This is a genomic window from Sulfitobacter sp. 1A15258 (assembly GCF_043557045.1).
Taxonomy (GTDB): Bacteria; Pseudomonadota; Alphaproteobacteria; order Rhodobacterales; family Rhodobacteraceae; genus Sulfitobacter; species Sulfitobacter faviae.
The window spans coordinates 176,352-194,489 of record NZ_JBIFFK010000005.1; the positions used below are offsets into that span (position 1 = coordinate 176,352).

Below are 18,138 nucleotides of genomic sequence, written 5' to 3' on the forward strand. Positions count from 1 at the left end.
CTTCTCCTTACAGTTTGTTCAGCAACTCAGGCGTGGGCCAGCCATCGACGGGCATGCCGAGACGTTCTTGTTCGGCCCGCACCGCACCGCGGGTGCCAGAGCCGAGGATGCCATCCACATCGCCCACGTCATAGCCCTTGGCTTGGAGTTTGCGTTGCAGCGTTTTCATCGCCTCGCCGCCCAGACCGGGGGCCGGGTTGCCCGCGTCATAGACCTGCGCGCCTTCCAGCCGTGTGGCGAAATAGGCGGCGGTCATGACGTAGGTAAAGCTCTGGTTCCACTCGAAATAAACGCGGAAGTTCGGATAGGCGATGAAAGCAGGCCCGCCGCGCCCCTGCGGCAGCAGGACGGAGGCGGTCAGCCCCTCGGCCAACGGGCCGTTGCGGGGGGAGACACCCATCGCCTGCCATTCGCTGACGGGTTTTGTGGTCTCCAGCCCGGTTTGCGACCAGTCGAAATCCTGCGGCAGGGTGACCTCGGCCAACCAAGGCTCGCCCGCGCGCCAGCCGAGGCTTTGCAGCATCTTGGCACCCGACAGCAGCGCATCGGGGGCGGAGGTCTTGAGCGAGACCGCGCCGTCGCCGTCGCCATCCACCCCGTTCTCAAGGATGTCGCGCGGCAGCATTTGCACCATGCCGATCTCACCAGCCCAAGCGCCAGTGGTGGTGGCCGGGTCGAACTCACCGCGCTCGAAAAGCTCCAGCGCCGCGAAAAGCTGCGGGCGGAACAGTTCGGGGCGGCGGCAGTCATGGGAAAGGGTCGCCAGCGCGTTGGCGGTGTTGAAGTCGCCTTGGATTGCGCCGTAATCCGTCTCGAACGCCCAGAAAGCCAAGAGCACCCCACGGCTGACGCCGTATTCCGCCTCGATCCGGTCGAAGATGGTGTCGTATTTCTCGGCCATGGCGCGGCCCCGGTTGATCCGGTTTTCCGAGATCAGGCGGCGCGAGAATTCGATGAAGGGCTTTTGAAACACCCCTTGCGCCTGATCGGCGCGCAGCACGGCGGGGTCTTGGCGCAGGCCGGCAAAGAAACGCTCGGCCTTGGCGGGATCGGCGCCGTTCGCCACGGCCTCGGCCTTGGCATCGGCGACGAAACTGGAGAAATCCCCGCCGCAGGTGGCTTGCGCAAAGGCGCTGGCGGGAAGGGTGAGCGCCGCGAGTGCGGCGGCGAGAAACGTGGGGCGCATGGATACCTCTTTGTCACAGACAGGCCAGAACTAGGGCGATTGCCCACATCACCAACCATGCCTGCCAGAGGCGGGTGATGGCCGCATCGATCTCCAAAGGTCCGATGACGCGCGCCCCCGCGCCATGCACCCAAGGAAACTGCTGCACCTGCCCATTATAACTGCGCGGACCGGCGAGGGCCACACCTATGGCCCGCGCCATGGCGGCTTCCGGCCAACCGGCATTGGGCGAGCGGTGCAGCGCCGCGTCGGCTTTGATGTCGCGCCAGCGGTGCAGCACCCCACCGGGCAGGGCGATCAGCAGGGCGGTGAGCCGTGCGGGGGCGAGGTTCAGAAGGTCATCCATCCGCGCCGCGGCCCAGCCGAAATCGGCATAGCGCGGGGTGCGGTAGCCGATCATACTGTCGGCGGTATTGACGATTTTATAGACCAGCAGCCCCGGCAGACCGCCCAGCAGGAACCAAAAGGCGGGGGCGATGATCCCGTCGCTGAGGTTCTCCGCCCCGCTTTCGATGGCGGAGCGGGCGACGGCGTCTGCGGGCATCGCGGCAGTGTCGCGGCTGACGATCATCGCCACGGCGCGGCGCCCTGCGGGCAGGGACTGGCGCAGGCCATCTGCCACGGCGCGCAGGTGCTCAACGAGGGAACGTTGCGCCAGCAGGATGGCGGCGAGGATGATCTCGATGAGGGGGCCAAACAGGTTGAGCGCCCAGCCGAGCAGCGCGGCCCCGATCATCAGGGCCAGCAGCAACGCCACGCCCTTGGCGCGGCGGGCTTGGCCGCGGTTCAACCGACGGTCCCCCCAGCCGATCACCCGCCCCATCAGCACCGCCGGATGCGGCAGGCGACGCCAGAGCCAATCCGGCTCTCCAAGCGCGGCGTCCAGCAGCATGGCCAGCGCGAGGATCGCCGCCATGCTCATGCCAGGGCCTGCTCCAACCGCGCCCAACCTATCGAGGGCGGCAGGCCAAGGCGCAGCCAGCGCGGGTTGTAGGGGAAGACGCGGCTCCAGATCTGGTGCTGGGCGAGGCGGGTTTGCCAAGCCTGCGCGTCTTCGACCTCATAGAGCCGGAAAAGCGGGGTGCCGCCGACGATCTCTGCGCCTGCTGTGGTCATTAGCCCGTCGAGGCGCGTGGCCTCGGCCCCCAGCCGCGCCCGCGTGGCCTCGGCCCATGGTTGATCCCGCAGCGCCGCTGCGCCGATATGCAGCGCGGGGCCGCTGACCGGCCACGGCCCAAGCATCTGGTCAAGCCGCGCCAGTAAGTCCGGATCGCCGATCACGAACCCCAGCCGCAGCCCGGCCAGCCCCCAGAATTTGCCAAAGCTCTTGAGGATCAGCGTGCCGGGCACCGTGGCCTGCGCCATCAGGGTGGCGTCGGGCGTGATGTCGCAAAAGCTCTCATCAATGATGCTAAGCGGGGCTGTGGTCTCTGCCAAGGGCCACAGGCGCCCGTCGGGGTTGTTGGGATGGACGTGAACGGCGGCTTCGGCCTCGCCCGTCTCGACCACTTGCCAGCCGTTCTCGGCGAAGCTGGCGGCATGTTCGTTGTAGGTCGGCCCGGGGATGCGCACGCGGCCTTTCGGGGCCAGCGCCGGGATTCGCGCGATGGCCGAGGAGGCCCCCGGCACGGCGAGGATCGCGGCCCCTTCGGGCACCTTCCAAAAGCCGCGGGCGGCGGCCAGCAGCGCGTCTTGCGCCGCGGCGTCGGGGAGGGCAGACCATGCGCCCGCAGGCAGGGCAGGTATTGGGTAGGGCGCGGGGTTGATCCCAGTGGAAAGGTCGATCCAATCCGACCGCTCTCCGCCGAAACGCGCCGCTGCCGCATCGACACCGCCGCCGTGGTCGCGCTGGTCTGGCTTTTGCATGATCGTCCCCCTGCCGTCGTCGCTGCGGTGAAAGCGCAAAAGCGCTGCACGATCAAGCGTCTTCCACGGGGCAGGGGGAGGAGAGGTCAGCCGCGCCCGTGCGGCGCGTCGAAGTCCAGCACCGGATTGATCGGGATGATGCGGTGCGGGTTAATCGTATCATGGCTGTAGTGATAGTGCCGCACGATATGGTCGAAGTTCACCGTCTCGGCCACGCCCGGCACCTGATAGAGCTCGCGCGTATAGGCCCAGATGTTCGGGTAATCGACGATCCGGTGGCGGTTACATTTGAAGTGCAGGTGATAAACCTTGTCGAAGCGCACCAACGTGGTGAAAAGCCGCCAGTCCGCCTCGGTCATCCGGTCGCCCGCGAGGTAGCGGTTCTGCGACAGGATGTCTTCGATCCAATCCAGCGTGTCGAAGAGCGGATGCACAGCGGCGTCATAGGCCTCTTGCGTGGTGGCGAAGCCAGCTTTGTAGACGCCATTGTTCAGCGTGTCATAAACGCGGGCGTTCACCTTTTCGATGCGGTCGTGCAGCTGCGCGGGGTAATAGTCATCGTTGATGCCGGTGATCGCGTTGAAGGCGCTGTTGAACATGCGGATGATCTCGGCGCTCTCATTGCTGACGATGGTCTCGCGCTCTTTGTCCCAGAGGATCGGCACGGTGACGCGGCCTGTGAAATTGGGATTGGCACGGGTGTAGATGTCGCGGGCATAGGGCAGGCCGAAAAGCGTGTCGCCCGTGGCACCGGGGAAATCCGTGTCAAAGGTCCAGCCCTCGCCCAGCATATCGGGATGTACGACAGAGACGCCGATGTGATCCTCAAGCCCCTTCAACTGGCGGAAGATCAGCGCGCGATGCGCCCATGGGCAGGCATAGCTGACGTAGAGGTGGTAGCGGCCCGATTCTGCCTTGAACCCGCCTTCGCCGCTTGGTCCGGCGCTGCCATCGGCGGTCACCCAGTTGCGAAACTTGGCCTCGCTGCGCTCAAACTTGCCGCCCGAGGATTTGGTGTCATACCATTTGTCTTGCCATTTACCGTCGACCAATAGGCCCATCTTGTTCTCCTTTCCGCGTTTGAGGGTATATCTAGGGCAGGGCGCGGGGGCCGCCCATCTTCATAGGCGCGCAGCCGCTCTGCGCTGATGCAGACTGCCCAAACGTCACCAATTCTTAACTTGAATTTTCTACGCTTTCCGCCAGCTTAGAGGCATCAGCGGGGGGATTGCGCATGGAAGAATTTCTGTCGAAAGAAATACAGGCGGGGCTGGATGCCGCGCGTATGGCAAGCCTGCGCAAGGGCGCGCGCCTACGGCTTGAGGCGGGCGGTGATGTCTACCGCGTACTGCGCATGTGGAAGACCGGTTTCTCCGTCGATGCACAGGATGCGCCGAAGCTGCGCGGGCTGGTCGATCTCTATGACGGCAGCCTGCATCTGTTCCAATGTCTGATCGTGGCGAGTGAGGAAGAAGCGGGCGAGATGCGCTATGAGTTCAAACGCGCGACTGCCGTGGCAGACCGTCCGCCGCTTGATTTCGAACGCCCCGCCGATGCGCCGCTGGGTCTGATCGAAGACGGCCGCGCCTGAAAGGGCGGCACGGCGGGGCTGCCCCGCCGCGCCGTTTCGTTACTGCAAATCACTGAATGCTTTGGTGAGCCGCTCGCAGGCTTCCTCGACCCGTGCGCGCGGGGTGGCGAGGTTGAAGCGCATGAAGCTTTCGCCCCCCGTGCCAAAGGTGGCGCCGTGGTTGGCGGCAATGGCGGCGCTTTTCTCGACACGGTCCTGAAACTCTGCAGGCGCCATGCCGGTGCCCGAAAAGTCCACCCAAGCCAGATAGGTCGATTCCAGCGGCATCGAGCTTAGCCCCGGGATCGCGTTCACCGCCTCGTCGAAGAGCTGCCGGTTGCCGTCGAGATAGGCGGTCAACTCATCCACCCAAGCGGCCCCTTCGGGCGAATAGGCGGCGGTCGCCATGATCAGCCCGAAGGAGTTTGCCGAAACGCCCAAGGCCGCCATGCGCCGGGCAAAGCGCTCGCGCAGCTTAGGATCGTGGATGATGACGTTTCCGGTATGGCCGCCCGCGATGTTGAAGGTCTTGGTCGTGGCGGTCATCATCACCAGTCGGTCTTCGATCCCGTCGATCTGGGCCATGGGGATATGCTTGTGCCCCGGCATCACCAGATCGTGGTGGATCTCATCCGAGACCAGCACCAGATCGTGCCGCTTGGCGAAGTCGGCCACGCCTTGCAGTTCTTCACGGCTCCAGACCCGCCCGCCGGGGTTATGCGGCGAGCAGAGGATCACCATCTTCTCATCCCCGGTCATCAGGGCGTCATAGGCATCGAAATCCATCTCGTAACGGCCTGAGGCATTGGTCAGCGGGCATTCCACTACCCGACGCTCGGCGGCGTTAATCACGCGGGCGAAGGCGTGATAGACCGGCGTGAACAGCACAACGCCATCGCCGGGCTGGGTAAAGGCGTCGACGCACATGGCGGTGCCGTTCACCAAACCATGCGTGGTAAAGATCGCCTCGGCGTCGACCTTCCAGCCGTGGCGGTTTTCCATCCACCATTGGATCGCGGCAAGGTATTTGCTGTCATCGCCGAAATACCCGTGCACCCCGTGATCAATCTGGGCCTGAAGCGCGTCCTGCACCACTTGCGGGGGGCGGAAATCCATGTCGGCCACCCACATGGCGATGCCGGTATCCGCGGGCACGCCATAGATCGCTTCCATCTTGTCCCATTTCGCACAATGGGTGCCGCGCCGGTCGATGATGTCGTCAAAGCTCATGCTGGTCTCTCCTGATATTGCGGCCAAGCTAACGGCTGCCGCAGGCGCTGCAAGCCCCCGGTTGCGCGATGCACGGGCATGGCCTAAATGAGCGGGATGAAACGCCCGATCCTTTTGCACCCCGATCCACGGCTCAAGAAAGCCGCAGCCCCCGTCGCCGATCTCAGCGACGAGCTGCGCGTGCTGGGCGATGATATGTTGACCACCATGTATGATGCGCCCGGCATCGGCCTTGCCGCGCCGCAGATCGGCGTGTCGAGCCGGGTGATCGTGCTGGATTGCGTCAAGGAAGAGGGCGAAGCGCCCCGGCCCTTGCTGATGTTCAACCCCGAAATCGTGGCCTCTTCGGACGCGCTCAACACCTATGAAGAAGGCTGTCTCAGCATCCCCGACCAATATTCCGAGGTGACCCGCCCGGCGGAGGTTGAGGTGCGCTGGCTCGACCGCGACGGAAACGAGCAGCAGGAGGCCTTTGACGGGCTTTGGGCGACCTGCGTCCAGCATGAGATCGACCACCTCGACGGCAAGCTTTTCATCGACTACCTCAAGCCGCTGAAACGCCAGATGATCACCCGCAAGATGGTCAAGCTCAAACGCGAGCTGGCGCGCGGATGAGCGTGCTGGAGGTTCTCTGCTGGCCCGACCCGCGTCTGGCCGAGATCTGCGCCCCGGTCGAAGAGATCACGCCGGAGATCGAACGCCTCGCCGCCGATATGTTGGAAACGATGTATGCCGCCCCGGGGCGTGGCCTTGCCGGGCCGCAGGTGGGCGCGATGCTGCGGATCTTCGTGATGGATGCGGGCTGGAAAGAGGATAAGTCCGACCCGCTGGTCTGCATCAACCCGATGTTTCAAGAGATCGGCGAAGAGCGGGTGACCAATACCGAAGGCTGTCTTAGCATCCCCGGCATCAGCACCGACATCTCGCGCCCTGCGCAGGTGCAGATGGTCTGGACCGGTCTGAACGGGGGCCGCTATGTGCAGAGCATGGAAGGCGCCGCCGCGCTGATCGCGCAGCATGAGATGGATCACCTTGATGGCGTGGTGACCTTCGATCACCTCGACGCGGAGACCCGTGCGGCCAAGATTGCGGAGTTCAACGTACAATGACCCTACGCCGCTATGTTCCATGGCCTGACAAACGCCTGCGCAGCCCCGCCGAACCGATTGAGGCGGTGACGGATGAAATCCGGACCCTCTGGGACGACATGATCGAGACGATGGACGCCATGCCCGGCGTCGGCCTTGCCGCGCCGCAGATCGGGGTGATGTTGCAGGTGGCGGTGGTCGATGCCTCGGAAGCGCGCAACAAACGCATCCGGCTGGCGAACCCGGTGATCGTCGATGCCTCTGCCGTGTTGCATCCTTACGAGGAGGCCAGCCCGAACCTGCCCGGTCTCAGCGCCGTGATCCGCCGCCCGCGTGGGGTGAAGGTACGGTTCCTTGACGAGACGGGAGCCGAGGTGGAGCGTGATTTCGTCGGGCTGGAAGCGGTGAGCGTGCAGCACCAGATCGACCATCTGGCGGGCAAGATGTATTTCGACAACCTCAGCAAAACCAAGCGCGACATGCTGTTGCGCAAGGCACGCAAACTGAACGGCTGACGGCGCTCTCCAAGGCGCTGTCCGGCAGGAGTGAACAGATGCGACTGATCTTCATGGGCACGCCCGATTTCTCGGTGCCGATCCTCGATGCGCTGGTGCAGGCCGGGCATGAGATCTCTGCGGTCTATTGCCAGCCGCCCCGCCCCGCCGGGCGCGGCAAGAAACCCCGCCCCAGCCCGGTACAGCAACGCGCCGAAGCGCTTGGTCTGCTGGTGCGGCATCCGGTCTCGCTCAAACATCCCGAGCCGCAGGAAGAATTCGCGGCGCTTGAGGCCGATGCGGCGGTGGTCGTGGCCTACGGTCTGATCCTGCCGCAGCCCATTCTCGACGCGCCGAAACATGGCTGCCTCAACATCCACGCCAGCCTGCTGCCGCGCTGGCGCGGCGCGGCGCCCATTCACCGTGCGATCATGGCGGGCGACGAGAAGACCGGCGTGTGCATCATGCAGATGGAAGCGGGGCTGGATACCGGGCCGGTGCTGCTGTGCGAAGAGACCGAGATCGGCAGCGATGAGACGACGGCACAATTGCATGACCGGCTGAGCGCCATGGGCGCGGTGGCGATCAACAAGGCGCTGTCGCAACTCACCGATCTGACGCCGCAGCCCCAGCCCGAAGAGGGCGCCACCTATGCCGCCAAGATCGACAAGGCCGAAGCGCGCATCGACTGGACCCGCCCCGCGGTTGAGGTGGACCGGCTGATCCGGGGCTTGTCGCCTTTCCCCGGCGCGTGGTTCGAGATTGACGGCCAGCGGGTGAAAGTCCTCGGCTCGGTGCTGGACGAGGGTACCGGCGCGCCGGGTGAGGTGCTGTCGGACGTGCTGCGCATCGCCTGTGGCGACGGAGCGGTGCGGCTGACGCGGCTACAGCGCGCGGGCAAAGGTGTGCAGGAGGCGGATGTGTTTCAACGCGGTGCGCAGATCGCAATGGGTGCGCGTCTTAGCTGAGGCTGAGCGTTCAGCTTTTGGGCGGGGTGCTTTTGTAGACCGGCAGGTGCCAGCCGAAATAAAGCGACCCGGCACGCAGCACCCAAGTCGTCACGGCGCAGGCCAGCAGCGGGTAGAGCGTGCCATCGAAATAGGGCGCCAGCAGCACGGCAACGGCGGCACCTGAGAGCGCTGCGGTGGCGTAAAGCTCGCCTTGGGTCAGCACCAGCGGCAGCTGCCCGACCACCACATCACGCATCAGCCCGCCCATACAGCCGGTGATCATGCCCATGACGATGATGATTGGCGCGGATTGCTCTTGCGCCATCGCCACACCAACCCCTGCCGCGACCGCGACGGCAAGCGCCAGACTGTCGAGCCAGATCAGAGTGCGAAAGCGGCTTTCCAGCAGGTGGGCTGTGAAAAACACCACCAAAGCGGCCAGGATGGCCACGCCCAACATGCTGGGGGTCTCGATCCAGAAGATCGGGTTGCGGTCGAGCAGAAGGTCACGGATCGTGCCGCCGCCCACGGCGGTCAGGCAGGCGATAAATGCAAAGCCCACGATATCAAGCTGCGCCCGGCTGGCGACAAGCGCGCCGGTGATGGCAAAGACCAGCACGGCGGCATAGTCTAGCAGGGCCAGCAGGGTCACTTCTTGCCGCCCGTTTTGAAGGGGGCCATGCCCGCGCGGGCCAGTTCATCGGCGCGCTCGTTCTCGGGGTGGCCGGCGTGGCCCTTGACCCATTTCCACGTTACATTGTGCCGCGCATTCGCGGCGTCCAGCCGTTGCCAAAGCTCGGCATTCTTGACCGGCTTTTTGGCCGCGTTCTTCCAACCGTTCTTTTTCCAGCCGAAGATCCAACCGGTGATGCCGTTCTTGACGTAGTTGCTATCAGTCACCAGCGTGATCTCGGTCGGGCGGCTGAGTGATTCCAAGGCCGAGATCGCGGCCATCAACTCCATGCGGTTGTTGGTGGTCTGCGCCTCGCCGCCTTTCAACTCGCGTTCCTTGACGATTTTGTCGCCGTCCATCGCGCGCATCAGCACGCCCCAGCCGCCGGGGCCGGGATTGCCCGAACAGGCACCGTCAGTATAGGCGTAGAGGTCAGGCATGGGTATCTCCGGCAGTTTCCAGCGCGGTTTAGGCGGCTGGCGCGCGGCGGTCAATCAGGCGGGTTGGCGCAGAACGCGCGGCACTTTGAATTCCACGTTCTCCTGCGCGGTTTCGACCAGATCGGTGGTCACGTCATAGCGCGCTTTGAAGGCGTCGATCACCTCATTGATCAGCACTTCGGGGGCCGATGCGCCCGCCGTGATGCCGATGCTGCCGATGCCCTCTAGCGCGCGCCAGTCGATGTCATCGGCGCGCTGCACCAGTTGCGCATAGGCGCAGCCCGCGCGGGCGCCGACTTCGACCAGCCGTTTGGAGTTCGAGGAATTCGGCGCGCCCACCACCAGCATCGCGTCGCATTTCGGCGCCATGGCTTTGACCGCTTCCTGACGGTTGGTCGTGGCATAGCAAATGTCTTCTTTATGCGGGCCGATGATGGCGGGGAAGCGCGCCTGTAGGGCGGCCACGATATCGGCGGTGTCATCGACGCTGAGCGTGGTCTGGGTGACATAGGCCAAATGCGCGTCATCGCGCACGGCGACCTCGGCCACATCTTCGGGCGTTTCAACGAGCAGCACACCGCCTTCGGGCAATTGACCCATGGTGCCGATCGTTTCAGGGTGGCCCGCATGGCCGATCATAATGATCTGAAGGCCCGCATCCGCATGGCGCTGCGCCTCGATATGCACCTTGGAGACCAGCGGGCAGGTGGCATCGACATAGATCATGTTGCGCGCCTGCGCCGCCGAGGGCACGGATTTCGGCACGCCATGGGCGGAAAAGATCACCGGGCGGTCGTCGGGGCATTCGGAGAGTTCCTCGACAAAGACCGCGCCCTTGTCGCGCAGCCCGTCGACGACGAATTTATTGTGCACGATCTCATGGCGCACATAGACCGGCGCGCCCCATTTCTCGATCGCCATTTCGACGATCTTGATCGCCCGGTCCACGCCCGCACAGAATCCGCGCGGCGCGGCGAGGTAGAGGGTAAGAGGCGGTTTGGTCATGGCGAAATCTCCGGACGGTTGGCGCAGAGGTAAGGGCTTGGGCCCGCTTCGTCCAGCCCGTCAGTCCGACTTGGGCGCAGGCTCGCCCGCCGTGGCGTGCACCAGCGCAGCCGCCTGCGCCCGGTTCCGGATGCCGAGCTTGCGGTAGCCGGATTTCGCATAGTCCGACACGGTATGGATAGAGAGGTTGCAGCGGTGCGCGGTCTGCTGGCGGGTATAGCCGTGGGCCAGCAGGTTCACCACTTCGGCTTCGCGCGGGCTGAGTTTGTCGAAAGCCGAAGGGTTTTCGGGCAGGGGCAGCGGCGCGGTGCCGGTCAGGTCTTCGATCCGGCGGTGCATCAGCAGGCAGAAGAGGCGCAGATCCTCGGCGATGTCACTGAAGGCGCGCTCGAACTCTTCGGCCTCCATCCCGTTGCCGACGATGAAACCGCCAAAACGTTCGGAGCCCTTCAGCCGCATCGGCACGGCAAAGGCAGCATGCAGACCTTCGCGCCCCGCGCGGGCGATCAGCGAATGCTCGGACGGGGTGACATCGGGGTAGAGGTGTACGAAGGCTTGGCCGATCGTCAGCACATCATAACTGTTGCACGAGTGGTGCAGGAATGGGTCATCCTCGGGCGGGAGGTCATCGTAAAGGTCGGGTATGGTCGACAGAAACTGAGCGTCTTTGAAATCCGCACCCACGCTGATGTGGATGGCGTGGGTAAAGCCGGTCTTTCGAAATGTCTTTACAATCCCATCCCAAAGCGCGCTAACATCTTGCAGCTTTTCCAAACGTACAGCGGCATCGAACAGCATCTTCCCTCACTTTTACCCCCCTTTTTCGGGGGGTCGTCTACTTCTACGGGAGCAGGTAGTGTGGGATCAAGGGGAACGCATGGGTTCATGTGCTGTATTGTATCTTCCCTGGGGTATTTTAGAAATTTCACAGGCCAGTGACGCCACAGTCGCTGGCCTGGTATTCGTTTGCCCATCATCCAGGCGCCACGCGCAGTAAGGCCGCTGCCGCACGGGGCGGCATGGTTCTGCGCGAAACGGAGATGCGTCTTTTATTCGTGCGGTGCGGGGTCGCGCGGCGGGCGGCCGATAACGTCACGCAGGTCATCAAGCTCGATAAAGTTGTCGGCTTGGCGGCGCAGATCGTCCGAGATCATCGGCGGCTGGCTGCGGATCGTGGAGACGACGGAGACGCGCACGCCTTGGCGCTGCAGGCTTTCCACCAGCGGGCGGAAATCACCATCGCCAGAGAAGATCACGATATGATCGACACGCGGGGCCAGTTCCATCGCATCGACGGCCAGCTCGATGTCCATGTCGCCTTTGACTTTGCGGCGGCCCATGCTGTCGGTGTATTCCTTGGCCGGTTTGGTGACCATGGAAAAGCCGTTGTAGTTCAACCAGTCGACAAGCGGGCGGATCGGCGAATATTCATCGTTTTCCAAAAGCGCGGTATAGTAGAAGGCGCGCAGCAGCTTGCCGCGGCGCATGAACTCTTGCCGCAGCAGCTTGTAGTCGATGTCGAAGCCCAGCGTCTTTGCCGCGGCGTAGAGGTTGGAGCCATCTATAAAAAGCGCCAACCGCTCATCTTTGTAGAACATTAAACTATCCTTTCGGCAGGCTTCGCCGTATTCCCGGTTTGAACTGTAATCGCCGCGGATTAATAAATCCGTGACCTCTGGCGATGCCCCCACATCAGGGTGCATAACTAAGGCTTTTTAACGATGTCGCAAGACCCCGAGGGTATGGAATTAAGCAGTAGAGGCCCTATACGAAAGTATAGTCTTCTGGTTGCGCTCGGCGGTAACCTTGCATCTTCTGTGGGTAAGCCTCAGGAAACGCTAAAATCGGCTTTAAAGCTATTGCAGACGTCCGGCGCGGTGATTCGCGCCACAAGTGCATTCTATCACACTCCGGCCTTTCCCGCAGGGGCAGGGCCAGACTATGTAAATGCCGCCGCCTGGCTCGAAGCGCCGTGGGATCCGCAGACCGCTCTTGGCGTCTTGCACCGGATCGAGGCGCAGATGGGCCGCGAGCGGGTGCAACGCTGGGGGCAGCGGACCTTAGATTTGGATCTTTTGGCCTGTGATGATATCGTGTTGCCAGACCGCCAGACCCACAAGATATGGCGCGAGTTGCCTTTGGAAGCACAGATTGGGCGCACGCCGGAGCAATTGATCCTGCCGCATCCCCGGCTACAGGATCGCGCCTTCGTCTTGGTGCCGCTGGCCGATGTGGCCCCCAATTGGGTGCATCCGCTGATTGGAAAGCCCGTGCGCGCCCTGCTCGAAGCCCTGCCTGAGCGGGATCGTGCCGAGGTGCGGCGGCTGCAATAACGGCTTGTAAATCTGCCCGAGGCGGCTTAAATACGGCACTTCTGGCAGCAAATGAGATATTGGAGGCTTCATGGCCCGCGTCACCGTCGAAGATTGTGTGGATAAGGTTCCGAACCGTTTCGAACTCGTCATGCTGGCCGCACATCGTGCCCGCGAGATCTCTGCCGGATCGCAGTTGACCGTTGACCGTGACAACGACAAGAACCCCGTCGTGTCCTTGCGTGAAATCGCCGAAGAGACACAGTCGGCCGATGATCTGCGCGAGCGTCTGATCGAAAGCAACCAGAGCCAGATCGAAGTCGACGAGCCCGAAGAAGACGCCATGGCGCTTTTGATGGGTGCCGAAGAGGACAAGCCCGAAGAAGACAGCATGTCCGAAGAAATGTTGCTGCGCCAGTTGATGGCCGCACAGGGGCAGGGCTAACCCCCGCGCCCCGGCCGGGGCTATGAGGCAGATGGCATGAACAGCGCCGACATCACTGCCGACGACCTGATCGCTCTCGTTCAAGGCTACAATCCGCGTACCAACGAACCCCTGATCCGCACCGCTTTCGACTATGGGGCGCGGATGCATGAGGGGCAGTTTCGCCATTCCGGTGAGCCATATTTCACCCACCCCGTCGCCGTCGCTGCGATCCTCACGGAGCAGCAGCTTGACGACGCGACGATCATCACCGCCCTTCTGCACGACACGATCGAAGACACCAAAGCGTCTTATGCCGAGGTGCAAAGCCTCTTTGGCGGAGAAGTCGCGGAATTGGTCGATGGTGTTACCAAGCTGACCAACCTTCAGCTGAACTCGACCGAGACCAAACAGGCCGAGAATTTCCGCAAGCTTTTCATGGCGATGTCCAAGGACTTGCGCGTCATCCTCGTCAAGCTCGCCGACCGTCTGCACAACATGCGCACGATTAAATCCATGCGCCCGGACAAGCAGATCAAAAAAGCGCGAGAGACGATGGATATCTACGCGCCTCTGGCGGGCCGCATGGGCATGCAGTGGATGCGCGAAGAGCTTGAAGACCTCGCCTTTCGGGTCCTCAACCCCGAGGCGCGCGCCTCGATCATTCGCCGCTTCATCACCCTGCAACGCGACACTGGCGATGTGATCCAGCGCATCACCGGCGATATGCGGGTAGAGTTGGAAAAGGCGGATATCGAAGCCGAAGTCTTTGGCCGGGCCAAGAAACCCTATTCGATCTGGCGCAAGATGGAGGAGAAGGAGCAAAGCTTCTCCCGCCTGTCCGACATCTACGGCTTTCGCGTCATCACCGCCTCTGAGGAAGACTGCTACCGCACCCTCGGGGCGATCCATCGCCGCTGGCGCGCGGTGCCGGGGCGGTTCAAGGATTACATCAGCCAGCCCAAGACCAACGGTTACCGGTCAATCCACACAACCGTCTCGGGCCGCGATGGCAAACGGGTGGAGGTGCAGATCCGCACCCGTCAGATGCATGACGTGGCCGAGACCGGCGTTGCCGCCCATTGGTCCTACCGCGACGGCGTGCGCAGCCGGAACCCCTTTGCCGTTGATCCCGCCAAATGGATCAGCCAGTTGACCGAACAGTTCGACGCTGAGACTGACCACGAAGATTTCCTCGAAGCGGTGAAGCTCGAGATGTACGCCGATCAGGTCTTTTGCTTCACGCCCAAAGGCGATGTGGTGAAGCTGCCGCGCGGGGCGACGCCGATTGATTTTGCCTATGCGATCCACACCCGGATCGGCAATGCCTGCGTTGGCGCCAAGGTCGACGGGATGCGTGTGCCGCTCTGGACGCGGATCAAAAACGGTCAGTCGATTGAGATCACCACCGCGCAGGGGCAAACACCGCAGGTCACATGGCTCGATATCGCCACCACTGGCAAGGCCAAGTCGGCAATCCGGCGGTCCCTGCGGGAGGTCGACCGCGAGCGCTTTATCAAACTGGGCCGCGAATTGGCCCGCTCGGCCTTTGCGCAGGTGGGCAAAAAGGCCACCGACAAGGTGCTGCATACCGTGGCCAAGAACATGCGGCTGAATGGCCCCGATGAGGTGCTCGCCCGGCTTGGCAGTTCGGAGCTCACGGGCCGCGAAGTGGTGGAATGCGTCTATCCCGACCTTGCCCCGCAAAAGGGCGAACAGATCGACGTGCGCCGCGCGGTCGTGGGGCTAGAGCCGGGGCAGAGCTTTGACCGCGCGCCCTGCTGCACCCCGCTGCCCGGTGAGCGGATCGTCGGCATCACCTTCCGGGGCAAGGGCGTGACTGTCCATGCCATCGACTGTGACCGCCTCTCGGAATATGAGGATCAGCCCGAACGCTGGCTCGATCTGCGTTGGCATGACGGCAGCCATCCAGCGGTCTATACCTGCGCGCTGGACATCACCATCGGCAATGGCGCGGGCGTTCTGGGGCGGGTCTGCACCTTGATCGGCGAAGCCTCGGCCAATATTTCGGATCTGGAGTTTGTGGAGCGCAAGCCTGACTTTTACCGGCTGGTGGTCTATGTGGATCTCCGAGACGTGAGTCACCTGCATTCGCTGATGTCCACGCTCGAAGCCGAAAGTGAGGTCGCCGATGTCAGCAGGCACCGCAATATGAGCATGGGAAAGACCGTCGAAAAGACCACCTGACCCCGCGCAGACGAAACGCCGATACTGGACCTGAGACTTGATTTTCAAACGCCGCGATCCGAAACCGACCCTGCGCGCGCTGGCCGAGTTTCTGTGGCCGCGCGGTGGTTGGACGCGTGCGTTTCACTATGTCAAACACCGGATGCGGCGGCTGCCCGACAGCCCCGAGCGCATCGCGCGCGGCATTTGGGCCGGGGTCTTTACCACCTTTACGCCCTTCTATGGTCTGCATTTCATCGTGGCCGCGCTGATCGGGCGGGTGATGCGGGCGAATATCCTTGCTGCGCTGATGGCGACCTTCTTTGGCAATCCGCTGACCTATGTGCCCATCGGCATCGCGGCCCTGCAAACCGGGCATTGGATCCTCGGCGCGCCCGTGGCGCCGACGGCGCACCGCTCTTTCGGGGGTAAGTTTCTCGACGCTGGGCGCGATCTGAAAGAGAATTTCGTCGCGATCTTTACCGATACCCAGATGGATTGGACCGGGCTGACGGTGTTTTTCCATCAGGTCTTCTACCCCTATCTGATCGGGGGCATCCTGCCTGGGATGATCTGCGCCTCTATCGCCTATTACATCTCGGTCCCGGTGCTGCGCGCCTATCAAAAGCGGCGGCGCGGCATGATCAAAGCCAAGTTCGAGGCGCTCAAACATAAGGCGGCGCAAAAGGCCGACGCCAAGCGCCACGCAGACTGATCCTGTCGCGCCATCAATTTTCGGGAAAAATCGCTTCTCCCTATGGGGTTGGCGAAAGTTCCGACCTATGGTCGGGGCAAGTGATGCAAGGGGAATCGAGATGGCGGATCAACCAAAGCTGAGATTGGGCGTGAACATTGACCATGTGGCGACGGTGCGCAACGCACGGGGCGGCGCCTATCCCGACCCGCTGCGCGCGGCCAAGATCGCGGAAAAGGCCGGGGCCGATGGCATCACCGCGCATCTGCGCGAAGACCGGCGGCATATCTCGGATGCCGATATCGAAGGGTTGATGGAGGTGCTGTCGGTCCCGCTCAACTTCGAGATGGCCGCGACGGATGAGATGCAAAAGATCGCACTGCGCCACAAGCCCCACGCGGTCTGCATTGTGCCCGAAAAGCGTGAAGAGCGGACCACCGAAGGCGGGCTGGAAGTCGCGAGGGAAGAGAACAAATTGGCCCATTTCATCGCGCCCCTGCGCGAGGCGGGCAGCCGGGTGTCGATCTTCATCGCGGCAGAACGCGCACAGATCGAAGCCGCCAACCGCATCGGCGCAGAGGTGATCGAATTGCACACCGGTGCCTATTGCGATGCCTTCGCCGAGGGCCGTTGGGATGAGGCGGATGTCGAACTCAACAAGCTGCGCGAGATGTCGCGTTTCGCCGACACTCTCGGGCTTGAGGTGCACGCGGGCCACGGGCTGACCTATGACACCGTCACCCCGATCGCCGCTTTCCCCGAGGTGCGGGAACTTAACATCGGGCACTTCCTGATTGGAGAGGCGATCTTCCTCGGGTTGGAACCCGCGATTGCCGAGATGCGCCGCCTGATGGATGAGGCCCGCGAGGGCTGAACCTGCCGCCCGCCGGTGGCGGAAAATCTCTCAAAGCGTGCCTCCCTCCGGACCTAAAGCGGCCTTGGCCGCGTTGGGTCGCCAGACTGGTTAACAAACCTAAGGAGGCACCAATGAGCGACCATATCGACACGCTGAAGAAACTGCACACCCGCCTGATCGACAGCCGCGACGGCTATCGTGAATCCCGCAAGCAGGTCTCGGATGAAGCGGCATTTGTCGGCTTCTTCGACCAGCGCATCGCGGAACGTGAGAAGTTCCACACAGAACTGCACCGCCAGCTTGGCGTCGACGGCGTGGATGTATCCGAAGAAGGCTCTGCCGCCGCATCGGCTCACCGCGGTTGGCTGAAGCTGCGCGACGCGGTGACCGGCGACAACGAAGCTGTCTATGACGAGATCATCAACGGCGAATCCGCATTGGTCGAAAACTACGACGATGCGATCAAAGCCACTGCTGGCCACCCCGGCTATGAATTCCTGACCGAACAACGCGCCGCCGTTCAGCGCGCCATCGACGAGGCGAAAGCCGAGAAGGCCCGCCACGTCGCAGCCTAAGCGCCGCGCCCTGTGGTAAATTCAACGCCGTCCCGTTCCCGCGGGGCGGCGTTTTCGGGTCGGATTGCCGCTTTTCCTCGCTTTCGCCGCGTGATCTATTGAGGGCAAAGGGCCACCGGCCCCGTCACGCGGCAAGAATGGCACTCAATGATCCTCGGCATCGGCACTGATCTGGCAAATATCGAGCGTATCCAAGGCACGCTCGACCGTTTCGGCGACCGGTTTCGCAACCGGGTGTTCACCGAGGTCGAGCAACGCAAGGCCGAGCGGCGCCATGACGTGGCGGGCACCTATGCCAAACGTTGGGCCGCGAAAGAGGCTTGTTCAAAGGCGCTTGGCACCGGGCTGCGCATGGGCATCGCTTGGCGCGACATGGCGGTGAGCAATCTGCGCAGCGGTCAGCCGGTGATGGAGGTGACGGGCTGGGCCGCCGACCGGTTGGCCGCGATGACCCCGCCGGGGCATGAGGCGATCATCCATGTGACCCTGACCGACGATCACCCTTGGGCGCAGGCTTTCGTGGTGATCGAAGCGCGCCCTCTTGCCGATTAGGCTGCATAGGCTGGCGCGCCCCGCCGTTTCGCGTCA

General features: G+C 63.1%; 22 protein-coding genes. 12 read left to right on the forward strand and 10 right to left on the reverse strand.

The features are described from left to right. Positions 1–7 precede the first annotated feature (7 nt). The 4 genes from ACGYK9_RS12405 to ACGYK9_RS12420 all read right to left on the reverse strand — a co-directional run bounded on the left by ACGYK9_RS12405 (position 8) and on the right by ACGYK9_RS12420 (position 4,113). Positions 8–1,186 carry a lytic murein transglycosylase gene (locus ACGYK9_RS12405; protein ID WP_394411093.1) on the reverse strand — a complete coding sequence of 393 codons (1,179 nt, stop codon included), beginning with the start codon at positions 1,184–1,186 and terminating at the stop codon, positions 8–10. A gap of 13 nt (positions 1,187–1,199) precedes the next feature. Continuing rightward, the gene (gene cbiB / locus ACGYK9_RS12410; RefSeq protein ID WP_394411096.1) at positions 1,200–2,108 is read right to left on the reverse strand and encodes an adenosylcobinamide-phosphate synthase CbiB; all 909 of its coding nucleotides are present in this window, start codon (positions 2,106–2,108) and stop codon (positions 1,200–1,202) included. Continuing rightward, a complete protein-coding gene (cobD, locus tag ACGYK9_RS12415) occupies positions 2,105–3,052 on the reverse strand; it encodes a threonine-phosphate decarboxylase CobD (RefSeq protein ID WP_394411099.1) in 948 nt (315 codons plus the stop codon). Before cobD ends, cbiB begins: the two co-directional genes overlap by 4 nt. A gap of 86 nt (positions 3,053–3,138) precedes the next feature. Then, the gene (locus ACGYK9_RS12420) at positions 3,139–4,113 is read right to left on the reverse strand and encodes a glutathione S-transferase family protein (protein ID WP_394411102.1); all 975 of its coding nucleotides are present in this window, start codon (positions 4,111–4,113) and stop codon (positions 3,139–3,141) included. A gap of 173 nt (positions 4,114–4,286) precedes the next feature. On the opposite strand from ACGYK9_RS12420, the gene ACGYK9_RS12425 reads away from it, so the two are divergent. After that, a complete protein-coding gene (locus tag ACGYK9_RS12425) occupies positions 4,287–4,643 on the forward strand; it encodes a hypothetical protein (protein WP_209216633.1) in 357 nt (118 codons plus the stop codon). A 39-nt stretch (positions 4,644–4,682) separates the two neighbouring features. On the opposite strand, the gene ACGYK9_RS12430 is transcribed toward ACGYK9_RS12425, so the two are convergent. Next, on the reverse strand, positions 4,683–5,852 hold the full coding sequence (locus tag ACGYK9_RS12430; protein ID WP_394411105.1) for a MalY/PatB family protein: 1,170 nt from the start codon (positions 5,850–5,852) through the stop codon (positions 4,683–4,685). Between the two features lie 96 nt (positions 5,853–5,948). On the opposite strand from ACGYK9_RS12430, the gene def (ACGYK9_RS12435) reads away from it, so the two are divergent. Genes def (ACGYK9_RS12435) through fmt form a run of 4 tightly spaced genes read left to right on the forward strand, consistent with a single transcriptional unit; the run spans position 5,949 to position 8,402 of the window. Next, the gene (gene def, locus ACGYK9_RS12435; protein WP_394411108.1) at positions 5,949–6,467 is read left to right on the forward strand and encodes a peptide deformylase; all 519 of its coding nucleotides are present in this window, start codon (positions 5,949–5,951) and stop codon (positions 6,465–6,467) included. Next, on the forward strand, positions 6,464–6,961 hold the full coding sequence (gene def, locus ACGYK9_RS12440; RefSeq protein WP_394411111.1) for a peptide deformylase: 498 nt from the start codon (positions 6,464–6,466) through the stop codon (positions 6,959–6,961). The genes def (ACGYK9_RS12435) and def (ACGYK9_RS12440) overlap by 4 nt, the downstream gene beginning before the upstream one ends. Continuing rightward, positions 6,958–7,455 (forward strand): peptide deformylase, encoded by a 498-nt coding sequence (gene def, locus ACGYK9_RS12445; protein ID WP_394411114.1) that lies wholly within the window; start codon positions 6,958–6,960, stop codon positions 7,453–7,455. Before def (ACGYK9_RS12440) ends, def (ACGYK9_RS12445) begins: the two co-directional genes overlap by 4 nt. 38 nt (positions 7,456–7,493) lie before the next feature. Further along, a complete protein-coding gene (fmt, locus tag ACGYK9_RS12450; RefSeq protein WP_394411116.1) occupies positions 7,494–8,402 on the forward strand; it encodes a methionyl-tRNA formyltransferase in 909 nt (302 codons plus the stop codon). A 10-nt stretch (positions 8,403–8,412) separates the two neighbouring features. Here fmt and ACGYK9_RS12455 read toward each other — a convergent pair whose 3' ends face one another. The 5 genes from ACGYK9_RS12455 to ACGYK9_RS12475 form a co-directional block, all read right to left on the reverse strand. Then, a complete protein-coding gene (locus ACGYK9_RS12455) occupies positions 8,413–9,036 on the reverse strand; it encodes a trimeric intracellular cation channel family protein (protein WP_394411119.1) in 624 nt (207 codons plus the stop codon). Further along, positions 9,033–9,497, reverse strand: coding sequence for a ribonuclease HI (gene rnhA, locus ACGYK9_RS12460; protein WP_394411122.1), 465 nt, complete (start codon positions 9,495–9,497; stop codon positions 9,033–9,035). Before rnhA ends, ACGYK9_RS12455 begins: the two co-directional genes overlap by 4 nt. Before the next feature lie 54 nt (positions 9,498–9,551). After that, complete coding sequence (ispH, locus tag ACGYK9_RS12465) at positions 9,552–10,502, reverse strand: 4-hydroxy-3-methylbut-2-enyl diphosphate reductase (RefSeq protein ID WP_394411125.1); 951 nt, start codon at positions 10,500–10,502, stop codon at positions 9,552–9,554. 60 nt (positions 10,503–10,562) lie between these two features. Next, positions 10,563–11,300, reverse strand: a complete 738-nt coding sequence (locus ACGYK9_RS12470; RefSeq protein ID WP_209216623.1) for a LuxR family transcriptional regulator — start codon at positions 11,298–11,300, stop codon at positions 10,563–10,565. A gap of 251 nt (positions 11,301–11,551) precedes the next feature. Next, complete coding sequence (locus tag ACGYK9_RS12475; RefSeq protein WP_394403362.1) at positions 11,552–12,100, reverse strand: NYN domain-containing protein; 549 nt, start codon at positions 12,098–12,100, stop codon at positions 11,552–11,554. Between the two features lie 144 nt (positions 12,101–12,244). On the opposite strand from ACGYK9_RS12475, the gene folK reads away from it, so the two are divergent. The 7 genes from folK to acpS all read left to right on the forward strand — a co-directional run bounded on the left by folK (position 12,245) and on the right by acpS (position 18,102). Continuing rightward, the gene (folK, locus tag ACGYK9_RS12480; protein WP_394411387.1) at positions 12,245–12,835 is read left to right on the forward strand and encodes a 2-amino-4-hydroxy-6-hydroxymethyldihydropteridine diphosphokinase; all 591 of its coding nucleotides are present in this window, start codon (positions 12,245–12,247) and stop codon (positions 12,833–12,835) included. Between the two features lie 70 nt (positions 12,836–12,905). After that, the gene (rpoZ, locus tag ACGYK9_RS12485; RefSeq protein WP_067264606.1) at positions 12,906–13,259 is read left to right on the forward strand and encodes a DNA-directed RNA polymerase subunit omega; all 354 of its coding nucleotides are present in this window, start codon (positions 12,906–12,908) and stop codon (positions 13,257–13,259) included. A 36-nt stretch (positions 13,260–13,295) separates the two neighbouring features. Further along, positions 13,296–15,446: a RelA/SpoT family protein gene (locus ACGYK9_RS12490; protein ID WP_394411128.1), complete on the forward strand. Its 2,151-nt coding sequence runs from the start codon at positions 13,296–13,298 to the stop codon at positions 15,444–15,446. A 37-nt stretch (positions 15,447–15,483) separates the two neighbouring features. Beyond that, positions 15,484–16,140, forward strand: a complete 657-nt coding sequence (locus ACGYK9_RS12495) for a DUF2062 domain-containing protein (protein WP_067264597.1) — start codon at positions 15,484–15,486, stop codon at positions 16,138–16,140. Positions 16,141–16,240: 100 nt separating this feature from the next. After that, positions 16,241–16,993 carry a pyridoxine 5'-phosphate synthase gene (locus tag ACGYK9_RS12500; protein ID WP_322328845.1) on the forward strand — a complete coding sequence of 251 codons (753 nt, stop codon included), beginning with the start codon at positions 16,241–16,243 and terminating at the stop codon, positions 16,991–16,993. A 113-nt stretch (positions 16,994–17,106) separates the two neighbouring features. Next, positions 17,107–17,550 carry a PA2169 family four-helix-bundle protein gene (locus tag ACGYK9_RS12505; RefSeq protein ID WP_394411132.1) on the forward strand — a complete coding sequence of 148 codons (444 nt, stop codon included), beginning with the start codon at positions 17,107–17,109 and terminating at the stop codon, positions 17,548–17,550. 147 nt (positions 17,551–17,697) lie between these two features. Beyond that, positions 17,698–18,102: a holo-ACP synthase gene (gene acpS, locus ACGYK9_RS12510; RefSeq protein ID WP_067264589.1), complete on the forward strand. Its 405-nt coding sequence runs from the start codon at positions 17,698–17,700 to the stop codon at positions 18,100–18,102. Positions 18,103–18,138 lie beyond the last annotated feature (36 nt).

Coding starts and splice junctions, on each gene's coding strand:
- ACGYK9_RS12425 (WP_209216633.1), top strand. CDS start 4,287: ATGGAAGAATTTCTGTCGAAAGAAATACAGGCGGGGCTGGATGCCGCG.
- folK (WP_394411387.1), top strand. CDS start 12,245: ATGGAATTAAGCAGTAGAGGCCCTATACGAAAGTATAGTCTTCTGGTT.
- cobD (WP_394411099.1), bottom strand. CDS start 3,052: ATGCAAAAGCCAGACCAGCGCGACCACGGCGGCGGTGTCGATGCGGCA.
- def (WP_394411114.1), top strand. CDS start 6,958: ATGACCCTACGCCGCTATGTTCCATGGCCTGACAAACGCCTGCGCAGC.
- ACGYK9_RS12490 (WP_394411128.1), top strand. CDS start 13,296: ATGAACAGCGCCGACATCACTGCCGACGACCTGATCGCTCTCGTTCAA.
- rnhA (WP_394411122.1), bottom strand. CDS start 9,497: ATGCCTGACCTCTACGCCTATACTGACGGTGCCTGTTCGGGCAATCCC.
- ACGYK9_RS12475 (WP_394403362.1), bottom strand. CDS start 12,100: ATGTTCTACAAAGATGAGCGGTTGGCGCTTTTTATAGATGGCTCCAAC.
- ACGYK9_RS12505 (WP_394411132.1), top strand. CDS start 17,107: ATGAGCGACCATATCGACACGCTGAAGAAACTGCACACCCGCCTGATC.
- def (WP_394411111.1), top strand. CDS start 6,464: ATGAGCGTGCTGGAGGTTCTCTGCTGGCCCGACCCGCGTCTGGCCGAG.
- cbiB (WP_394411096.1), bottom strand. CDS start 2,108: ATGAGCATGGCGGCGATCCTCGCGCTGGCCATGCTGCTGGACGCCGCG.
- ACGYK9_RS12470 (WP_209216623.1), bottom strand. CDS start 11,300: ATGCTGTTCGATGCCGCTGTACGTTTGGAAAAGCTGCAAGATGTTAGC.
- def (WP_394411108.1), top strand. CDS start 5,949: ATGAAACGCCCGATCCTTTTGCACCCCGATCCACGGCTCAAGAAAGCC.
- ACGYK9_RS12405 (WP_394411093.1), bottom strand. CDS start 1,186: ATGCGCCCCACGTTTCTCGCCGCCGCACTCGCGGCGCTCACCCTTCCC.
- rpoZ (WP_067264606.1), top strand. CDS start 12,906: ATGGCCCGCGTCACCGTCGAAGATTGTGTGGATAAGGTTCCGAACCGT.
- acpS (WP_067264589.1), top strand. CDS start 17,698: ATGATCCTCGGCATCGGCACTGATCTGGCAAATATCGAGCGTATCCAA.
- ACGYK9_RS12430 (WP_394411105.1), bottom strand. CDS start 5,852: ATGAGCTTTGACGACATCATCGACCGGCGCGGCACCCATTGTGCGAAA.
- ACGYK9_RS12500 (WP_322328845.1), top strand. CDS start 16,241: ATGGCGGATCAACCAAAGCTGAGATTGGGCGTGAACATTGACCATGTG.
- ispH (WP_394411125.1), bottom strand. CDS start 10,502: ATGACCAAACCGCCTCTTACCCTCTACCTCGCCGCGCCGCGCGGATTC.
- fmt (WP_394411116.1), top strand. CDS start 7,494: ATGCGACTGATCTTCATGGGCACGCCCGATTTCTCGGTGCCGATCCTC.
- ACGYK9_RS12420 (WP_394411102.1), bottom strand. CDS start 4,113: ATGGGCCTATTGGTCGACGGTAAATGGCAAGACAAATGGTATGACACC.